Source organism: Nostoc edaphicum CCNP1411 (assembly GCF_014023275.1).
In the GTDB taxonomy this organism is placed as follows: domain Bacteria; phylum Cyanobacteriota; class Cyanobacteriia; order Cyanobacteriales; family Nostocaceae; genus Nostoc; species Nostoc edaphicum_A.
The window spans coordinates 6,431,721-6,449,874 of record NZ_CP054698.1 but is presented as its reverse complement, the minus strand read 5'-3'; the positions used below and the strand labels follow the sequence as shown (position 1 = coordinate 6,449,874).

The following is an 18,154-nucleotide window of genomic DNA, read 5'->3' as shown; positions in this document are numbered from 1 at the left end:
GACTATTTCACTTCAAAGGTTTCATTGCTAATCTGCCGACCTTCCAGGAACATCTGCACCTGCCAATTGCCAACAGTTGCAGCAGGATTAATAGTGTAACGACACTGGGTATCCCAGACAGACGTATTAATTTCGCGGGTTTGATAATTGTTTTGCTTGACTATTTGACCACTTGGGTCAATCCAATTACAAGAGAGAGCCAGCTTTTTCCCCAAGGGTGCATCCTTTAAGGTGACACGATACAACACTTCTGGATTGGTTTGGCGGGAAATTGTCTTTAAGTCGCCACCACTATCTTGTACCAAGGTGATGCGATCTTGTTGAGCAGAAACACGAGAGAGTGTAGAACTTTGCTGCTGCATGAAAAATATTGTAGATGCAATAACAACCACTACAACTGCCACCACTCCAGAGGTAATCCATCGATTCCGGCGTTGCTGTACCTCTAGTGCTTGGCGGCGATTTAACTGAATCAGCGCTTCATCTAATAACTCTGGCGGTAAATTCAACTCCTGTAAAATTTCTCTAACCTGCTGTTGGTCTAGTTCCGCTTCCCGACGCAATTGCAGACCTTCTACTTCTGTAACTATTTGTGATAATTGCTCTTGAGTCAATCGCTGCGCCATAGCTTAACTCCTGTTGAAAAATTTGATTGCGATCGCTAAATCTCATTTTTGTAGGTACATCATAAGCTACAAAATATAGTTATTGCTTTTCGGATTCTTTCTGAGTAAACCCAGACGCAATGAATCGCGTCTCTACTCCTCACTCTTGTACAGACGCGATTCATCGCGTCTCTCTTAATCGATTCATCGCGTCTCTCCTAATTCCAAACTCAGCACTCATTATGACTCAAGAACAACAAACCGCCATTGAAGGTATCTATGAAGTCTGTATCGGCATCCCAGAGCCAATTTCTGCAATTCAGTATTGGGAGCAATTTGGCTATCGCATTGGTGAAGTGGGTGAATTAACCGCAGATGTAGCCAATCAATTATATGGGGTGAATTCGTCTTTACGCTCAATCCGCCTCTATCACCAAAATGCAGATCATGGTTTGATTCGGCTGATGGTTTGGCAAAACCCCACTAATGAAGGTTTGGGAACAGCGTCAATGAAAATTAAGGGAAATCGCTGGGCAACAAGTTTAACAACAGATATTTTAAGTATTTTAAATCATATAGAAGATGCAAAGGCAGCAGGTTTACCTATTAGGTACTCTAGCCCTTATTGGGAAGTCATCTACAACAAAGAGAGAAAAAGCCGTCCTTTTATTGAGCCAGCAGTTGGTGTGCGAGAAATGCTGCTACTGCAACCCTTAGCGCGACAGGTTTTGTTTCAACGGTTTGGCTATACGCTACCGCATTACGGACAAGTTAACCAGAATGCACCTCTCAAGACTAGTCAGTTTACGCATATAGGAATCATCGTTCAGGATGACAGCAAAGAAACCCTGAAGTTTTATGAAGAAGTTTTGGGTTTGCTGCGTGTGCGTGATGATGTGGAAACTAGCTATGAATCTTCGCCAGCAGGTAAAGATATTTTTGACCTTAACCCTGGTGAAAAGTTTATTGTTACTACCTTTGATGATCCTCGTTCTTCTAAGTTTGATTTGATGTCTACACGTAGTGGTAGGCTTTACATCGTTCGATTCCCAGAAGAGATTAATTTAGAATCGCGCTTTGAGTCTACTCAACCAGGTAGTTTGGGTATGTCTTTATATACCTATCGGGTTAAGGGAATACGTGAGTATTGCGATCGCATCAAGTCGAGTACTGCAAAAAAAGTTACAGACATTATCAGTAATGAATTTGGCGAGACAAGTTTCTCCTTTATTGCACCAGATGGCTACTTCTGGACTTTGCTAGAAGGTAAGTGAACTAGTGGTAGAAGGAGGTGAGGGGGACAAGAGGGGCAACCAATGCCCAATCCCTTATGCCCAATGCCCAATACCATTAATTTAAACTTCTTTATTTCCACCAATAGCTAGTTGCTTTTTGCTATTTTTCAACTGTTTCCAAAGTGCCTGAATTTGCTGGTAAGCCTGTTCCTGAGACAGTTTACCCCCTGTTTCTAGGCAAGCGATGTAACTAATTTTTTGGGCAAATTCTTGGAGGTTGGCATTAAACATTAAGTTCTCTGGCTGGAATTGACCATAATACCGACTACGAGGATAAAGAAAGCTGTTTTTGTCTTGTTCATTAGGTTGTGTCATAAGTTTGTCCTCTGTAATTCTTAGTTAATTTATAAATTAAAATTTTTCTCTTTGTTGTCTATACACAGCAGTAAATTCAAATTCCTGAAGAAGTGAATATTTTGATTAAGTCTTAGGATAAGGCACGGGGAAAGGTAATTAACTGTGGAAAACACTGAAATTATGAAGCCAGAGTGTATTTTAAGTAAGTAGAATTACTTTTTGCTTACTGAATCTACCGAAATGAGAAAGCAATATGCCTTTTTGCTTGCTGAATCTACTGAAATGAGAAAGCAATCAAGGGTTTTTGACTCACATCCTTAATCCAATACGTTTGGGTTTTTGAGACGCGATAAATCGCCGTCTCTACAAGTGTTTTGGTCTTATCTGAATAAAATTACCCCCCTTAATCCCCCCTTGCAAAAGCTACGGTGTACACACAAGTGGAATCACCCCCCTTAATCCCCCCGATGCATTGGGGGGAAAAAGAAATCTAGTTCCCTCCCCTTTGCAACTTCGGTGTACACACATCTTTTTGCTGGTCGCAAAATGTGTATTGATCCCCCTAAATCCCCCTTAAAAAGGGGGACTTTGAGAGCTTTTTGCCCCCCTTTTTAAGCTATCCATTATAAACATCTTTCTTAATAAGAACATTGACAAAAAAGAGTAGTTATGTAGGGAAGGATGGAAGCCAAAAAATCACAAGTGACAGGAGAAAATGGGCACGAGAATCAACAGAGTTTGAAAAAGTGAAATTTTCGCATGGCAACTTTGGTGTAAAAAACTAATTATCGGTAGTGGAAGAAGGAAAACACCGCAGAAACCGACGATAGGATGGAGCAATAATTAATTATTGAAAGACTGGCAAAGCAGCCAACCCTCAACCAGATCATGTAATCGACTTAATCCACGCCAGAGAACTTTTACACCTGGAGAGCCATCGCTTTTGCGACCTAAAAACCCACCAAGTCGAGCAATCCAATTGACCACTTGAGCCAGAGTCGGTGGTGTAGTATGAGGATAAAGTTGATGATGAATAGTGGTGTAGAGGACTTGCCACTCATGAGTGGCTAAAACTAGTTCACAACTAGCATCAGGCTGAAAACGAGCTAAGTAAGTCAGCCACAGCAAACGCCAAGCAACGATACTGTAGGTAGCCAAAGCCATCTCGATTCTGTGGGCAGTTTCGAGTTGTAACTTCTCAATGCCACAGCCACTTTTTAAAACATAGTGATAACGTTCAATCAACCAGCGATAACTATACCATCGCACATACAGTTTGAACATCTTCCAGACAGGTAATCTCTAAGGTAGTCAGCAGTAACCAGGTAATCGGCTCGATCTCTGGTGGTGGCTCAACTTCTGTGACTAAAATAGCCTGCAATGTCACTAGGTGCTAGAAGTTCTGTTTTGGGGGCGATTCTGCGGTGGTGCAATGGTAATTGTGGCATGACGAATCTTCAAGATGGCTGTTCTTGGCGTTTGAGTCGCAGAGCGTTTTACCTCTACTGTCATTGTGCCAACCGACTCAACAGACTCTAAAGTTGACCATAAATGCTGCTCACTGCCAACTAGACAGCGATTTTGAGTAGCTCGAATCAGAAAATCTGACCCAGGACGACGAGCATCAGCAAATAAGTCATAAAAATCGGCTTCTCGGTCAGCAATCGTCACTACTTGTACTGATTCGGGAATGATTGAGTCAGTTTTTTTCAAAGCATCAAGCCATCTTTGACTTTCTTTTTTCTTTTGTCGGTTTTTGTTTCCTTTGTTCAGATTTTCCTAGTTCTTCTTCGTTTCTTGACCACACATCTTGCTCGATGATGCCCAATGGTATTCCCTGTGGGGGAGACAGTGAAGACTGAGTGGACTTTTAACCCTTTGGCATAAGAACTATCGAGATATCCTGTTCCCGATAGAGCTTTGTGGCTGGTGTAGTTAAGTTCTGTGGTATCTTGTATTGCCAAGACTACTCTATGTTGGGTAATTCGCTCTACTGTCGCATCGATATGTCCTTGTCTAATCATGGATGGTTTGATGTACGGTGAATCCCAGAAGTCATAGGTGGCTTTCGTTTGCGCCCATGTTTCACTTGCTTGCAAAACACTGGCTTCCGGTTTCGCACTTAAATTTTCGACTATTTTGATTAACCGTTTGGTTCTTCTGGTGTCACCTAATTCGGTTCTTTCTAGTTCCTGTGTGATCCATTGTTCCATTTGCTGACTTTGCGATGCTTCCGGCTCTTCGTATAGACAATACACAATCTCTGGCTTTTGTCCAATTTTCTGTTAAGAAAGATGTTTATAATGGATAGCTTTTTAAGGGGGGTTGGGGGGATCAAAAGCCTGTGGCGCAACTCTAAAAGACTTGTGTGTACACCGTAGCCCCTTTGCAAGGGGAGGGTTAGGGTGGGTAAAACCTTGGGTTTTTCAGCTATGTAGCATTCCCTTGTAGGGAAGGGGGGTTAGGTTTCTAGAGGCTTAGAAGTTACCAAAAATACTTTTCAAACATCCTTTTAGGGTTGATAGCGGAGGCTAAAGTAAAAGCCATCATCCTGAGCGTTATTACCGCGATCGCTCAGATCGATAAATGGAAATCCATAATCGAGCCGCAAAAACAGATTATCAATTCCCATTGCCTGATTCCATAATAATCCTAAGCCTGCACCCACCAAAAAAGTCTGATCGGGTAGCTGGTTGGGATTATTGGACTTATTCCAGACGGCTCCCATGTCCAGAAATGGCGCAAGTTGAATTGTGGATATTCCAGATTCATTGCGCTGCACTGTGATCCGATCTTCGATCGCTACTCGAAATCCATTATCCCCAGAACGGATATTTTGGCGATATCCCCTGACTGACTGTCCACCGCCAATGACGAATTGCTGGGAAGGTAAAAGGCTATCTGGTGTTAGCTGCAAGTCTGCTTGGATCAGCAATAGATGATCGTTGCTGAGTTGCTGCACACGCTGGACTTGTCCCAACCAACTGAAAAAGCGACCATCGGGTATGGGGTCATTGTTGATAGTTGCATCTAATATATCTATGCCAAAATTAAATTGCGATCGCAAAAACCAGGCTCCTTGAGGTTCGCGCCTAATATAGTCTTGACCAAATTTAATTACACTGGTGCGGCTCACGCCATTGGCATCAGGCCCAATACCAAAGGGGGTTGCAAGATCATCAAAAAGGAAAGTTTGACCATCTTGATAGGTAAATCCCAAAGATAGAGCAAATTCTTCTCTGGGCGATCGCATTAATGGTTGGCGATAATTGATTTCATAAAGATCCTGATTTGCCCGAATACCAAGCGCATCAAAGGGTGGCTCAGTGATTTCGTTGCGATTAAATGCTGCTCTAATCTGCACTTTGCCATTCATGGCGTTCACGGGAACTTGATAGCTAAAATCAAAGGCATCGGAACCACCAGAGAGGGTGTGGTAATATGAGCCTGCTAACTCATCTCCCATACCGGTTAAATTGCGCGATCGCAATTCAATACCCAATCTTTCCGCCCCAATACTGGGAGGCGAATAATTATCTACACCCAAGCTACCAATTAAAGATTTTGCCTCTTCAACTCTGACAATGAGAATACTTTGACCAACTTTACCTGTTGGACGCAGACGTGCTTCCACATTTGTAAATAAGGGATCAAGTCGCAACAGTTTCAGTTGTTCTTCGAGCTTACCAGTATTGAGAGGGATACCAGCACCTAGTTGAATGCGACTCCGAATATAAGATGGGTTTAATCGCCGCGTCCCTTCGATATCAATCTCTGTCAAACGCCCTTCAATTACCCGAATTACTACAACACCATCGGCGGTACTAGATTGTTGAGTGTCTGGAACCGCTCTGGAATTTATATAGCCTTTATTTAGGTAAAGCTGGGTAATAGCATCTGCGGCTTGTCTGATTTCTTCTAAAGTCAAGTCCCGTTCTTCAAACGGTTTCACTACTGGATTAAAATCAGTTTCGTTAAATACTGTGCTATCTACAACCTGGATTTTGCGAACCCGAATGCGTTGTGGTGCTTCTGGTGGTGGCGATGATTGGGGGTTCGGTTCTGTTTCTTGTACTATTTGTAACTTTGGCTGACTGCTATTTGCAGCCGAATTTGCTGTAAAGTTATTTGCTGTCGCTCTAAGTCCATTTGCAGTGACAATCCAGAGCGCAGGCAGAATTAGTAAGCCACACTGAAAACTGAAACTGTGCTTATTCCATGTAGTAGTTGCCAGACTCCGCCAAGTGTCTAACTGATGAGAGAAATAGACAATTCTTGGCTGAGTCATTGCTTTCGGCTTAACACTAGTTTCTGTTTCTTTTCTCATTTATCCTCAGTGGGGTGCCTTATTTAAAATAATTCGTAATTCGTAATTAAACTGGGTTTTATACCCAGAACTAAAGTTTTCATTCATACTTCTTTCCTCCTGCCTCCTGCTTCCTGCCCTCTGCCTCCTCTTATGAGTATTTCAATATCATATTTTTGATATTCAGATTTCAAAAGATTTGTAACTAAAACTATAATTAATAACGATTTTTTCTCAGTGATACTCCCTAGCATTATATTGTGGTAACAGGTAGAAAACTTGGGAATACTTCGATGTCACCACTGATCTCCATTGTCATCGTCAATTACAACCGGGAGTCTTACCTTCAAGAAGCGATCGCCAGCGTCTTAGCGCAGACATGGCAAGATTTTGAGCTACTAATTTGGGATGATGGCTCTACAGATGGATCAGTGGCGATCGCTAACAAATATGCTCAACAAGATGGACGAGTGCGGGTAATCCAAGCACACCATCAAGGAGTTGCTGCGGCTTGTAAGGCAGCAATCAGCCAAACTAGTGGCACTTACATTGGTATCGTAGACAGTGATGATATCCTATCCCCCACAGCCCTTACTCAAACTGCCACAGTACTTAATCGTCATCCAGAAACAGGATTTGTTTACACCGACTACTTAGATATCGATCGAGACGGCAAAGTTATCGGCTACGGTCATCGTTGTGACATTCCTTACTCCCAAGAAGGTCTGTTGGTAAACTTCATGACTTTCCACTTCCGCCTAATGCGCCGTTCCGTTTACGATCATGTGGGAGGTGTCAACACGTCCTTTGCTAGTAGTGCTTATGATTACGACCTGTGTCTACGACTTTCAGAAGTAGCCCAGGTGCGGCAAGTTAAACAGCCGCTTTACCTCTACCGGAATCATTCTCAAAGCATCTCTGTTACTAGAAAAATAGAACAAATCCTCTGGTCTAAGCGAGCGATCGCACAAGCACTTTGGCGACGCGGATTAGCAGACAAGTTACAAATTGATGTAGAATTGCCCACAAGTCGCTTCATATTACGCCGCAAAAAATCTCTATTGCCCAGCATCGCCGCTTCCTTGTTAGCTATTGTGCCTCTGGTAAGTGCCCAAGCACAACAAATTGTCCCTGCTGTCGATGGGACAAACACAATTGTTACACCCAACGGCAATCGACTTGATATTACTGGCGGTACAACTTCTGGAGATGGTGCAAACCTCTTCCATAGCTTTCAACAATTTGGGATTTCACCAGAACAAATCGCCAACTTTCAAGCCAGTCCGGCGCTGCAAAATATTCTTGGTCGAATTACAGGCGGAAATGCCTCCGTCATCAATGGCTTAATTCAGGTAACAGGTGGCAATCCTAACCTCTTCTTGATGAATCCAGCCGGATTTCTTTTTGGAGCAAATGCCAGTTTAAATGTGCCTGGTGCTTTCACGGTGACAACAGCCAGCGGGATTGGCTTTGGCAGCAGTTGGTTCAACGCCATTGGTGTGAATGACTACACTGCTTTAGTTGGAAACCCCAACGGATTTGCCTTTAGTATGAATCAACCAGGAGCGATCGCAAATTCTGGAAATTTGGCAGTAGGTGCTGGGCAGAATTTGAATTTATTGGGCGGTACTGTGGTAAACACCGGGCAACTTTCAGCACCGGGAGGACAGATTTCTATCACATCCGTACCGGGACAAAATTGGGTGCGTCTCAGTCAACCAGGAAATCTGTTGAGTCTGGAAATTCAGCCCCTCGCCTCTAGTAGCAACCAACCCAATAACTGGACAATTCCTATTGCATCTTTACCAGAATTGCTCACAGTTGGGAACACTGGGTTAACTGCCAATGCCGATGGAACTGTACAACTGACAGGTTCTAGTGTAAAAATTCCCACAGATCCAGGTACAACGATTATTTCTGGCAGAGTAGATACATCAAGTCAAACAGGCGGTACAGTAACGGCTTTGGGTAAAAAAGTCGCGGTGGTTGATGCCAACATTAACGCCTCTGGAACCAATGGCGGCGGTACTGTACTAATTGGCGGTGATTATCAAGGTAACGGAACTTTACCCAACGCAGATCAGACTTATGTGGACTCAAAATCCGTCATTAATGCCGATAGCAATTTGAATGGAAACGGCGGACGGGTGATTGTTTGGGGTAACGACACAACCCAGTTTTTTGGTAACATCTCGGCTCGTGGGGGAGCAAATGCTGGCAATGGTGGTTTTGTAGAAGTATCAGGCAAAAATTTCTTAACCTTCAACGGTTTGGTAGATACTTCAGCCGCCAATGGTAGCTTTGGTACATTATTACTAGACCCCAGCACATTAACTATTATCGATGATGCAGCAGGGACAGGTGATTTTGATGCTACAGCAGACAATATTGCCTTTGGCGATGCAGATATTGGGGCTAATACAGTTTCTTGGGGTGCGATCGCACTTTCAGGTGCAAATATCAACTTACAAGCCACAGGTAATATTACCATCAATGACATCAGCGCTGATGTCGTTACCTTAAACTTGGGTAATGGCGGTAGCTTCAGCCTCTCTTCACAAACTGGTTCTGTAAACTTTGTTGATCCTACCAACACAATTGCCACAACTGGAGGAGCAATAAATATTTCGGGAGCCAGCTTATTATTAGGAAATTTAGATACAAGTAATGGTGGTGGAACTAGTGGCAACGTGAATTTATCTGCGATTAATGGCATCACAGTAGGTAACATTATTACCACTGGCGGGGGTTACTCTGGAGGTAATGTCAACTTGTCTGCGGGTGGTGACATTATCACAAACACCATTAATTCTTCTTCCACTGGTGCAGCTGGCTCAGGTACGAGTGGCAGTGTCGTAGCAACAACTACAGGCGGCAGTATCACCACAGCCGCAATTAATTCCTCTGTAACCAAGTCAGGGGGAGGGCTTTTTATCGGGACGGCTGGTGCAGTCACCTTAACTGCCACAGATAATATCACTGTTAATGGCGGTATTAATACCTCAGCCAGCACCACGGGAGTAGATGGTGATACAAGTGCTACAGGCGGTGCAGTCAGCTTAAGCGCTACAAATAATATTACGGTGAATGACGCTATTAATGCTTCAGCGATCGCCACCGGATTTGATACAGAAGCAGCCACAGCTGGCAGCGTCACCCTAGAAACTAACAATACTGCTGGCAGCACAATTCGTTTTACAAACATCAACACCCAGGCTATAACCTCGACTGAAGGTACTGTGACTGGTGGCGATGTCCAAGTGCTGACAAACGGACTAGTTCAAGGAACAGGGACAGGTACTACCATCGCCACACGTGGAATTTTCTTAGACCCTTTCAGTGAAGCAGGAATTGTTAGCATTGCGGGGGGTGATGTCAGAATTCAGCATGATGGTGGCCCAGATAATGTACCATTTATCGTCGGTGACGCCACGAGTACCAATGGCACAGCCGGAATAATTGATACCGGAGGTGGTACAACCATCAATGCAGGTAACTTTCCAGTCTTGCCAACTGGCGGAGATGCCAGTGGCACTCCAGCCAGCATTACCATTACATCTGTCAATACCCCGCCCACACTGACAACAAACACGCTCCTTTCATCCGATGCTCAAGTCAATCAAACCTTGAGCTTCACATTTACTGCCAGCACTAGCGATGTCAATCTAGATAATACCACCGTTGTCATTGATGCCATCCAGGCAGGAACCTTGAGACGGGGCGATACGGATTTAGCTGCGGGAGACACATTAACTATAGGTGAAACATTAAATTACACACCACCAACTGATAGTACAGGGCTAATCAATGCATTCAGCGTCAGAGCTAGCGATGTTGTTTCATCCTCAGAACCTGTACAGGTAGCAATTAACGTGAATGTGCCTGAGATTCCTCCTGAGATTCCTCCTGAAATTCCTCCTGAAATTCCTCCTGAGATTCCTCCTGAAATTCCCGATCCTCAGCCCTGCTCATTCCAGTGCAGTCCAGGTAACCCACCTAACCCAGGTAACCCAGATCCTAAGATTGGTGACCCTGTGATTAACACCGATGCTACCCCCGAAGATAAATTCACAGACGATTTTGGCGACCATTTAGGCATACCCACCCCTAGAATCAAAACACTAGATGATGCCAAAGAAATTGCTCGCAAAATTGAGGAAGCTACTGGTGTAAAACCTGCATTTATCTACATCAGTTTTGTTCCTGTGGAAATCGTACCAGAGAGAACTAAAAAGCTGAATACCCTCGCAGAACAAGATAGCGACGAACTGGAAATAGTCGTAGTCACTGCAAAAGGCGACCCCATTCGCAAGCGTATTCCCAAAACAACGAGAGCCAAAGTTCTCCAAGTAGCTCAAGAATTTCGTGACCAAATAGTTAGTCCACAAAACCGTCGCCGCACCGGTTATTTGCGTTCATCTCAACAACTTTATCGCTGGATTATTGCACCACTAGAGGCAGATTTACAGGCGAGAGAAATCAACAATCTGGTCTTTTTACCAGACGTTGGGTTACGTTCAACCCCAATGGCAGCACTTCACGATGGCCAGGGGTTTCTAGTAGAAAAATACAGTGTTGGCTTGATGCCCAGTCTTAGTTTGAGTAATACCCTTTATAAAGACATTAAAAAATCTCAAATTTTAGCCTTGGGCGTTTCTCAGAGTACTCAAGGACAAGAGCCTTTACCAGCAGTTCCCCTTGAGTTATCAACACTAGTGTCTAAACTCTGGCAGGGCAAGTTATTGTTAGACAAGCAAGCCACCTTAGAAAATCTCAAAACTATCCGCCGCCAACAACCTTTTGGGATTATTCACATGGCAACCCATGCAGATTTTGCTACCGGCGCTTTGAGTAATTCCTATATTCAACTGTGGGAAGACAAGTTACGCTTAAACCAATTACGACAGTTGCGCTTGAATGAACCTGAAGTTGAAATGCTGGTGCTGAGTGCTTGTAGAACAGCCTTGGGGGATGAAGAGTCCGAACTGGGATTTGCGGGTTTAGCAGTGCTAGCAGGTGTGAAAACTACTGTTGCTAGTCTTTGGTCGGTCAGTGATGCTGGTACAGCAGCGTTGATGACAAAATTTTATGAGAACTTGAAGACGGCTCCAATTAAGGCAGAAGCTCTCAGACAGGCTCAGGTAGGTATGGCTAAAGGGCAGATTTATGTAAAGAATGGTCAATTACAAGGTTTGGGAGTAGTCGGGAACTTGCCTTTACCGACTGACAGTGTTGATGAAGCTGAACAATCACTTATGCATCCTTATTATTGGGCTGGATTCACAATGGTTGGTAATCCTTGGTGAACTGGGAAAAGTAACAATTTTTGTCAGCATTGCAGCTTTAGATGATTGACCTTTAGCTTCTAAGTAATAAATATCTTTATGAGTAGTTTAGTCTTACTATTATTGGGTTTAGGAATTTTTTTATTTGCTTGGAGAAGTAAAGACGAAATTCATCGCATTGCAGCGATGGTAACTGGGACAATTGCTCTAATTTGGGGATTTTCTCTAGCTCCCTTGTCATTTCAATTGGTATTTGAGATTATCTCAGTTGTAGCGGCTTTCTTTGTTTGTATGCGTTGTTTAGGCTGTGGTTTAAAGCAAGATTAATTTTAGTCATTTGTCATTTGTCATTAGTCATTAGTCATTTGTCCAAGAGAAACCACGCCCACTCTTGAACGTGCTTTGAATTAGTCAGATGAAAGATGAAGTTTTTCCGCCCACAAGAGACGGGGTATGTACCAATGACCAATGACCAATGACCAATGACCAATGACAAAAGCAATACCGCCCTTCACACAACATCTGTTTGTAACAGAAGCTTTTTTTGTCCCACTAACACCGTAATTACCACACTTTTCCATTGTGGGGTTTACAAAACTCCCCGCAATTGTGACGATTACGCTAGAATTGTTAAAGGTTCTTTACAGAATTTGCTGATCATCCCCAGTTCTGTTAAAACAGCCTAGCATTCAAATGTAAATCTTAAAACCCCCTCTAGAGTTCACCAAAAAGTTTCTATGACGCTCCCAATTCGCAACGTCGCAATTATCGCCCACGTTGACCACGGCAAAACCACGCTGGTTGACGCACTCCTCAAACAATCCGGCATTTTCCGCGAAGGCGAAGACGTTCCGGATTGCGTTATGGACTCCAACGCCCTAGAACGGGAACGGGGTATTACTATCCTGTCCAAAAACACGGCAGTTCGCTACAAAGAAACACTAATCAATATTGTTGATACTCCTGGACACGCTGACTTTGGTGGCGAAGTTGAACGCGTACTCGGCATGGTTGACGGATGTCTTCTAATTGTCGATGCCAATGAAGGCCCCATGCCCCAAACACGCTTTGTTCTGAAAAAAGCTTTAGAAAAAGGGCTGCGCCCCATTGTTATTATCAACAAAATCGACCGTGGTAAAACTGACCCTCACGTTGCTGTCGATAAAGTTTTGGATCTGTTCTTGGAATTAGGGGCAGACGAAGACCAGTGTGATTTTACTTATCTGTTTGCCTCCGGTATGGCAGGTTTCGCCAAGGAAAGCTTGGAAGCAGAATCGGTAGATATGCAACCCCTGTTTAACGCGATTCTGCAACACGTTCCACCACCAGTAGGCGACAGCAATAAGCCTCTGCAATTGCAAGTTACAACCCTAGATTATTCAGAATATCTGGGAAGGATTGTCATTGGCAGAATTCACAACGGTACTATCCGCTCAGGGCAACAAGCAGCTTTAGTTACAGAAGATGGCACCATTGTCAAGGGTAAAATTACCAAGTTGATGGGCTTTGATGGACTGAAGCGCGTAGAGATGGAAGAAGCAACCGCAGGTTATATTGTTGCGGTGGCTGGTTTCGCTGATGCTTATATTGGGGAAACGATTACTGACCCCAATGAACCGCAAGCTTTACCACTAATTAAAGTGGATGAACCAACCTTGCAAATGGCCTTCTGGGTGAATGATTCGCCCTTTGCTGGTCAAGAAGGTAAGTTGGTGACATCAAGACAAATACGCGATCGCTTATTCCGCGAACTTGAAACCAACGTTGCTTTGCGTGTCGAAGAAACCGATTCTCCCGATAAATTCCTCGTTTCCGGTCGTGGAGAACTCCACTTGGGTATCTTAATTGAAACCATGCGCCGGGAAGGCTTCGAGTTTCAGGTATCTCAGCCACAGGTAATTTACCGCGAAATCAACGGTCAACCTTGCGAACCTTTTGAACTCTTGGTGTTAGACATTCCTGCTGATGCTGTGGGTAGCTGTATTGAACGCCTGGGACAACGCAAAGGCGAAATGCAAGATATGCAACCAGGTAGTGGCGATCGCACCCAGTTAGAGTTTGTCATTCCCGCCCGTGGATTGATTGGTTTCCGGGGTGAATTCATGCGGATGACTCGTGGTGAAGGCATCATGAACCACAGTTTCTTAGACTACCGTCCAATCAGTGGCGACATTGAAGCTCGTAACAAAGGCGTTTTAATCTCCTTTGAAGAGGGCGTTTCTACCTTCTACGCCATGAGAAATGCCGAAGATAGAGGAGCATTCTTTATTACTCCCGGCACAAAGGTTTACAGAGGTATGATCGTTGGAGAACACAATCGTTCTCAAGATTTGGAATTGAATATCTGTAAGACCAAGCAGTTAACCAACCACCGCGCTGCTGGTGGTGATGAATTGGTGCAACTGCAAGCACCGATAGACATGAGTTTAGAACGAGCTTTGGAATATATTGGCCCCGATGAATTGGTGGAAGTTACACCTCAATCGATTCGTCTGCGGAAGATGTCGAAGAAGTTGGCGAAACGGTAAGTAAAGTAATAACTAAATAAAAAGCCCGCATGAGCGGGCTTTTTATTTAGTTATTTACAGCTTTTTTCAATCAACTAGTCCGGCTTAATTGCTAGCATCCAAAGGAGCGAGACGATCAGAAACCAATCTTCTTTGGTTGGACTGAAATTCAGTAGCTTTTACCTAATAAGGTTCGTCAAGTTACCCAAACACTATCTGAAACTTCAACTAGCACCAATCTTAATCTAACTTCTTTACTGGCATAGCAGATAACTTTAAAATGCCTTCACTTTAGATATGTTTGAATATTTTCAATTCTATGGTTTTTATCTTTTTGACATTTATATAATTCTTCGTAGAATTTGATATCTACTTCCCGCCAACTTATCCAACCAGTATTTGGATATTTATTATCTGTAAAACTATAAGCTACTAATCTAGGAATATTGTTGATTGAAATTATACAAAAATCGTCTTGAGCACTAACTATGTTATCAATATTGTCTTGATAGACCATTATTTTAAATGGAGATTGATTTTTCAATTCTAACTTACTGTCATCATCAAGCGAATTATAAAAATCCTTGAATTCACCTTGTTTATATTCTATCAAATATCTTTCATGTACTTGAGTTTTAAAAAAATCTTTTAATTTATCATTATCCACTAATTTTCTGAGAAAATGTAGTGTGCAAATCGCGTTAACCATAACCTGAGCCTGTTTGTATAACTCAGTTAGAGTTTCAACTTCCAAAAAAACAATTTTTCCTTGTTTGAGATATAAACTGCTATTAATTATTTTTTTTATGCTATTTATTTCTGCAAGAAATGGGGGTATAATTTGCGTTCTAATATAATTAGTATCTAAAACAGCTACGAATTCTTTGTCGTCGCTTATAAGTAAATGTTCGCGCAATTGTTTTTTAATACTAACCAAGTATTGTTCATATTCCTTTTCCCAATATATAGATTTTCAGAAGTGTTGAACGGTAAGAAAAATCCGATAAAAATAGCCCAAAATATGGTATTTTTGGGCGAAGGCTTAAACTATATTAGTTTGATTGTGATTATAAATTCATTTCCCAAAATTGTCAAAGATATCTTGAAAAGCCTGCCAAAAAATGATTATCCAGTATTGAATAGTCGTCTATTCTTTGAGTGCTGGCTATCCTATGCTCTGGATAATAGCTTAACAAGTATGCGAGATTTATTTAAGAGATTAAACAATACAGGATTTGAGGTAGATATTTCTACTTTTTCTAAAGCAAATTTACATCGAAGCCAAAAAACAATTTCAAGGAATTTACCAAAAAATTAAATGAATTAGTACAGAAGAAAATTCACAAAAAAATTACACGATAAATATGCTATTTGTCCTATTGATTCAACAATTATTACCCTGACAAGTAAATTGTTATGGGTTTTGGGTCATCATCAAGTCAAACTTTTTAGTTCTTTGAATTTAGCTACAGGTAGCCCAGAAGATAACTTGATCAATTTTGGACATGATCATGATTATAAATTTGGTTCCAAGATGATGTCTAGTCTCCCAACTAATGCTGTAGGGGTAATGGATAGAGGCTTTGCGGGATTAAAATTCATTCAAGAATTGGTACAAGAAAACAAATATTTTGTTTTGCGGATTAAAAAACAATTTCGTTACTAGAATTTGAGGATGCAACTGGATTAGTCAAAGTAGGTGCATCTGATGAGGCTATTGCCTATAGAGTCATTAATTTTTTGTGATTTAGAAACGAAAACTGAGTTCCGCTTAGTGACTAATTTACCAAAGTCGGGAGATGCAGCTGTTAATGATGATGAAATTAGGGATATTTATCGATTACGTTGGGGAGTTGAACTCTTGTGGAAGTTTTTAAAGATGCACTTAAAACTTGACAAATTAATTACCAAAAACGTCAACGGTATCACCATACAAATTTACGTTAGTTTAATAGCTTATCTGATTTTACAGCTTTTATCTATTCCCGCACAATGGGGACATACACTATTAGATAAATTCCGCTATTTGCAATCTTGTATGTGTCAGAAAATCAGCTATGTTCATTGGTTTGAGGAGATGATGTTATGTTGACTAATTTAGCCTTTTTAGAGTTAGTGTAACTATCTATGTAAAGTTTTGTATCAGCATTCAACATTTCTGGTTTACTTTGACTCATATTAAGATCATATTCATTAATGAATTCATACCTAGAAGTAGCTTCTTCTTGTTTTGTGTGACTTTGATTGTTATTAACACCAACTTGGATGTTCTGTATATTTAAAAACCATTTGGCTTCCATTGACTGTTCGCTTTTATTTATTTCTTTAGTTTCTCCTTGAATAGTAAACTTTATTTCTCCTTCATCTTTGCTAGCATAATGTTTTCTATCTAATTGCAGCTTTATTTTTACTAAATCATTGGGATAACGTTTAGATATCCTTAAGATAATGTCTTTGACTTTGAATTCATATATTAAAGTTAATAATAAAGCCATAATAAAATTTATGCCTAATAAATACATCCAACTATTATCACCTTCTTTTAAATTTATACCAGACCTTATAGATTGTTCTAATAAATCTAAATCTAGTAAATTTATTTCTTTTGAAAGGTTACTACTTTTATCAAAAAACAAATCCACACATAAAATATATTCTTTTTCATCGTTAGTTTTAAATTTGTACCATAAGGTTCTAATCGCGTTAGAGTTTTTTTCATCGTTTATATCTATATAAATACCAGTAAGTCCTAAAGTACCATCTGTTTCTTTATAAGATGAATAATAAGTGTTATTAGCAGCTTTATGCCAAGGTCTGTCTCGCAAAATTATATTTGGTTTATACTTATCATCAGTAAATGGATAAGATAGCATAAAGCCCGTTGCTGTATTAGTTATATAGACATTATTAATTCTTAGGTCGGGAATTATATTTGAGTAGTTATCTTTACCTGTTAAATAATTCATCACAACTTTAGTAAAAGTATGTGAGTTTTGTACTTCATTTGCTGTTACCATATTATCCAAATATTTTTTAATTTCACTAATCATTGTTTGAGTGAAATAAAGAAAAACTTTATCATTAACACTCTCTTCTTTTTGCTTTTCTCTACTTTCACTACTTTGTTGTCCTCCATTAAAGTCGTTTAAAGCGGTATAAGCATAGTGAACTCTGACAGCCTCTTTTGTCTTACCTATCTTCCATTTAACAGAACCTTCGTTCGGAAAATTTTGATCAAAACTGATTTGTTTTTCTATCCCCTGACTAAGTTTTTTTGATTCAGGGTTTTTAAAATCTTGAGCATTTTCTTTTAATTTATCTTTTACGTCTTTTACGAAATTAGAAATATTGTTTGTATATTGTGTTCCTATATCGAGGTTTTCATACCATAAACCAATTTGTTTATATTCTTCTATTTCTCTATGAATTTTGACAATATAACCACCAGTTATGATACTCACAACTGAGAATATATAAAATGATAAAAATGGTATTGTAATTTTAAATAACTTATTTTTTAATTCAAGCATAATTTATATCCTAAATACAATTATTAAAGTGTAAGTAAAAACGGTTACATAACCTATGGTTTAAATTCTTAATATCAACTTATATAAGATATAAGTGCTATCCCCAAACAGCTTATTCTTTTAAGCAACTATTACCTGCTTGTTAAGCTTTCTTAACGGCTACAATGGCAGCAATGATGTTTGCTTACTCAATAATAAAAATAATGTATAGTATAAAATACTAATGTTTTGTAAACTTTGTGTGTTGATTAAGTTAGTAAAACATAAAGAAGACGAATATATACTTAGATAAGTTGGTTAAAAAGCGATTACCACGGCACGAACAAGCA

Annotated in this window: 10 protein-coding genes and 2 pseudogenes; 6 read left to right on the top strand and 6 right to left on the bottom strand. The window is 40.8% G+C overall.

The window, feature by feature from the left end; genetic code table 11:
* Positions 1–2 precede the first annotated feature (2 nt).
* Positions 3–626: a DUF3859 domain-containing protein gene (locus HUN01_RS29940; protein WP_181929215.1), complete on the bottom strand. Its 624-nt coding sequence runs from the start codon at positions 624–626 to the stop codon at positions 3–5.
* Between the two features lie 221 nt (positions 627–847).
* Between HUN01_RS29940 and HUN01_RS29935 the strand changes: the two genes are divergently transcribed.
* Positions 848–1,879: a VOC family protein gene (locus HUN01_RS29935; protein ID WP_181929214.1), complete on the top strand. Its 1,032-nt coding sequence runs from the start codon at positions 848–850 to the stop codon at positions 1,877–1,879.
* Between the two features lie 81 nt (positions 1,880–1,960).
* On the opposite strand, the gene HUN01_RS29930 is transcribed toward HUN01_RS29935, so the two are convergent.
* The 3 genes and pseudogenes from HUN01_RS29930 to HUN01_RS29920 all read right to left on the bottom strand — a co-directional run bounded on the left by HUN01_RS29930 (position 1,961) and on the right by HUN01_RS29920 (position 6,524).
* Positions 1,961–2,215: a DUF7219 family protein gene (locus HUN01_RS29930; protein WP_181929213.1), complete on the bottom strand. Its 255-nt coding sequence runs from the start codon at positions 2,213–2,215 to the stop codon at positions 1,961–1,963.
* Positions 2,216–3,040: 825 nt separating this feature from the next.
* Positions 3,041–4,410, bottom strand: a pseudogene (locus HUN01_RS29925) (IS4 family transposase).
* 299 nt (positions 4,411–4,709) lie between these two features.
* Positions 4,710–6,524 (bottom strand): ShlB/FhaC/HecB family hemolysin secretion/activation protein, encoded by a 1,815-nt coding sequence (locus tag HUN01_RS29920; RefSeq protein WP_181929212.1) that lies wholly within the window; start codon positions 6,522–6,524, stop codon positions 4,710–4,712.
* Positions 6,525–6,796: 272 nt separating this feature from the next.
* Here HUN01_RS29920 and HUN01_RS29915 point away from each other — a divergent pair, with 272 nt between their 5' ends.
* From HUN01_RS29915 to typA, 4 genes are all read left to right on the top strand, one after another.
* Positions 6,797–11,809 (top strand): CHAT domain-containing protein, encoded by a 5,013-nt coding sequence (locus HUN01_RS29915; RefSeq protein WP_181929211.1) that lies wholly within the window; start codon positions 6,797–6,799, stop codon positions 11,807–11,809.
* A gap of 78 nt (positions 11,810–11,887) precedes the next feature.
* A complete protein-coding gene (locus HUN01_RS29910) occupies positions 11,888–12,115 on the top strand; it encodes a hypothetical protein (RefSeq protein WP_069069118.1) in 228 nt (75 codons plus the stop codon).
* 155 nt (positions 12,116–12,270) lie between these two features.
* Positions 12,271–12,474, top strand: coding sequence for a hypothetical protein (locus HUN01_RS29905; protein ID WP_181929210.1), 204 nt, complete (start codon positions 12,271–12,273; stop codon positions 12,472–12,474).
* Positions 12,475–12,525: 51 nt separating this feature from the next.
* Positions 12,526–14,316, top strand: a complete 1,791-nt coding sequence (typA, locus tag HUN01_RS29900; RefSeq protein WP_181929209.1) for a translational GTPase TypA — start codon at positions 12,526–12,528, stop codon at positions 14,314–14,316.
* A 265-nt stretch (positions 14,317–14,581) separates the two neighbouring features.
* Here typA and HUN01_RS29895 read toward each other — a convergent pair whose 3' ends face one another.
* Positions 14,582–15,211 carry a hypothetical protein gene (locus HUN01_RS29895; protein WP_181929208.1) on the bottom strand — a complete coding sequence of 210 codons (630 nt, stop codon included), beginning with the start codon at positions 15,209–15,211 and terminating at the stop codon, positions 14,582–14,584.
* A gap of 147 nt (positions 15,212–15,358) precedes the next feature.
* Here HUN01_RS29895 and HUN01_RS29890 point away from each other — a divergent pair.
* Positions 15,359–16,387 (top strand): annotated as a pseudogene (locus tag HUN01_RS29890) (IS4 family transposase).
* On the opposite strand, the gene HUN01_RS29885 reads toward HUN01_RS29890, so the two are convergent.
* Positions 16,347–17,825 (bottom strand): hypothetical protein, encoded by a 1,479-nt coding sequence (locus tag HUN01_RS29885; RefSeq protein WP_181929207.1) that lies wholly within the window; start codon positions 17,823–17,825, stop codon positions 16,347–16,349. The pseudogene HUN01_RS29890 and the gene HUN01_RS29885 sit on opposite strands and share 41 nt — an antisense overlap.
* Positions 17,826–18,154 lie beyond the last annotated feature (329 nt).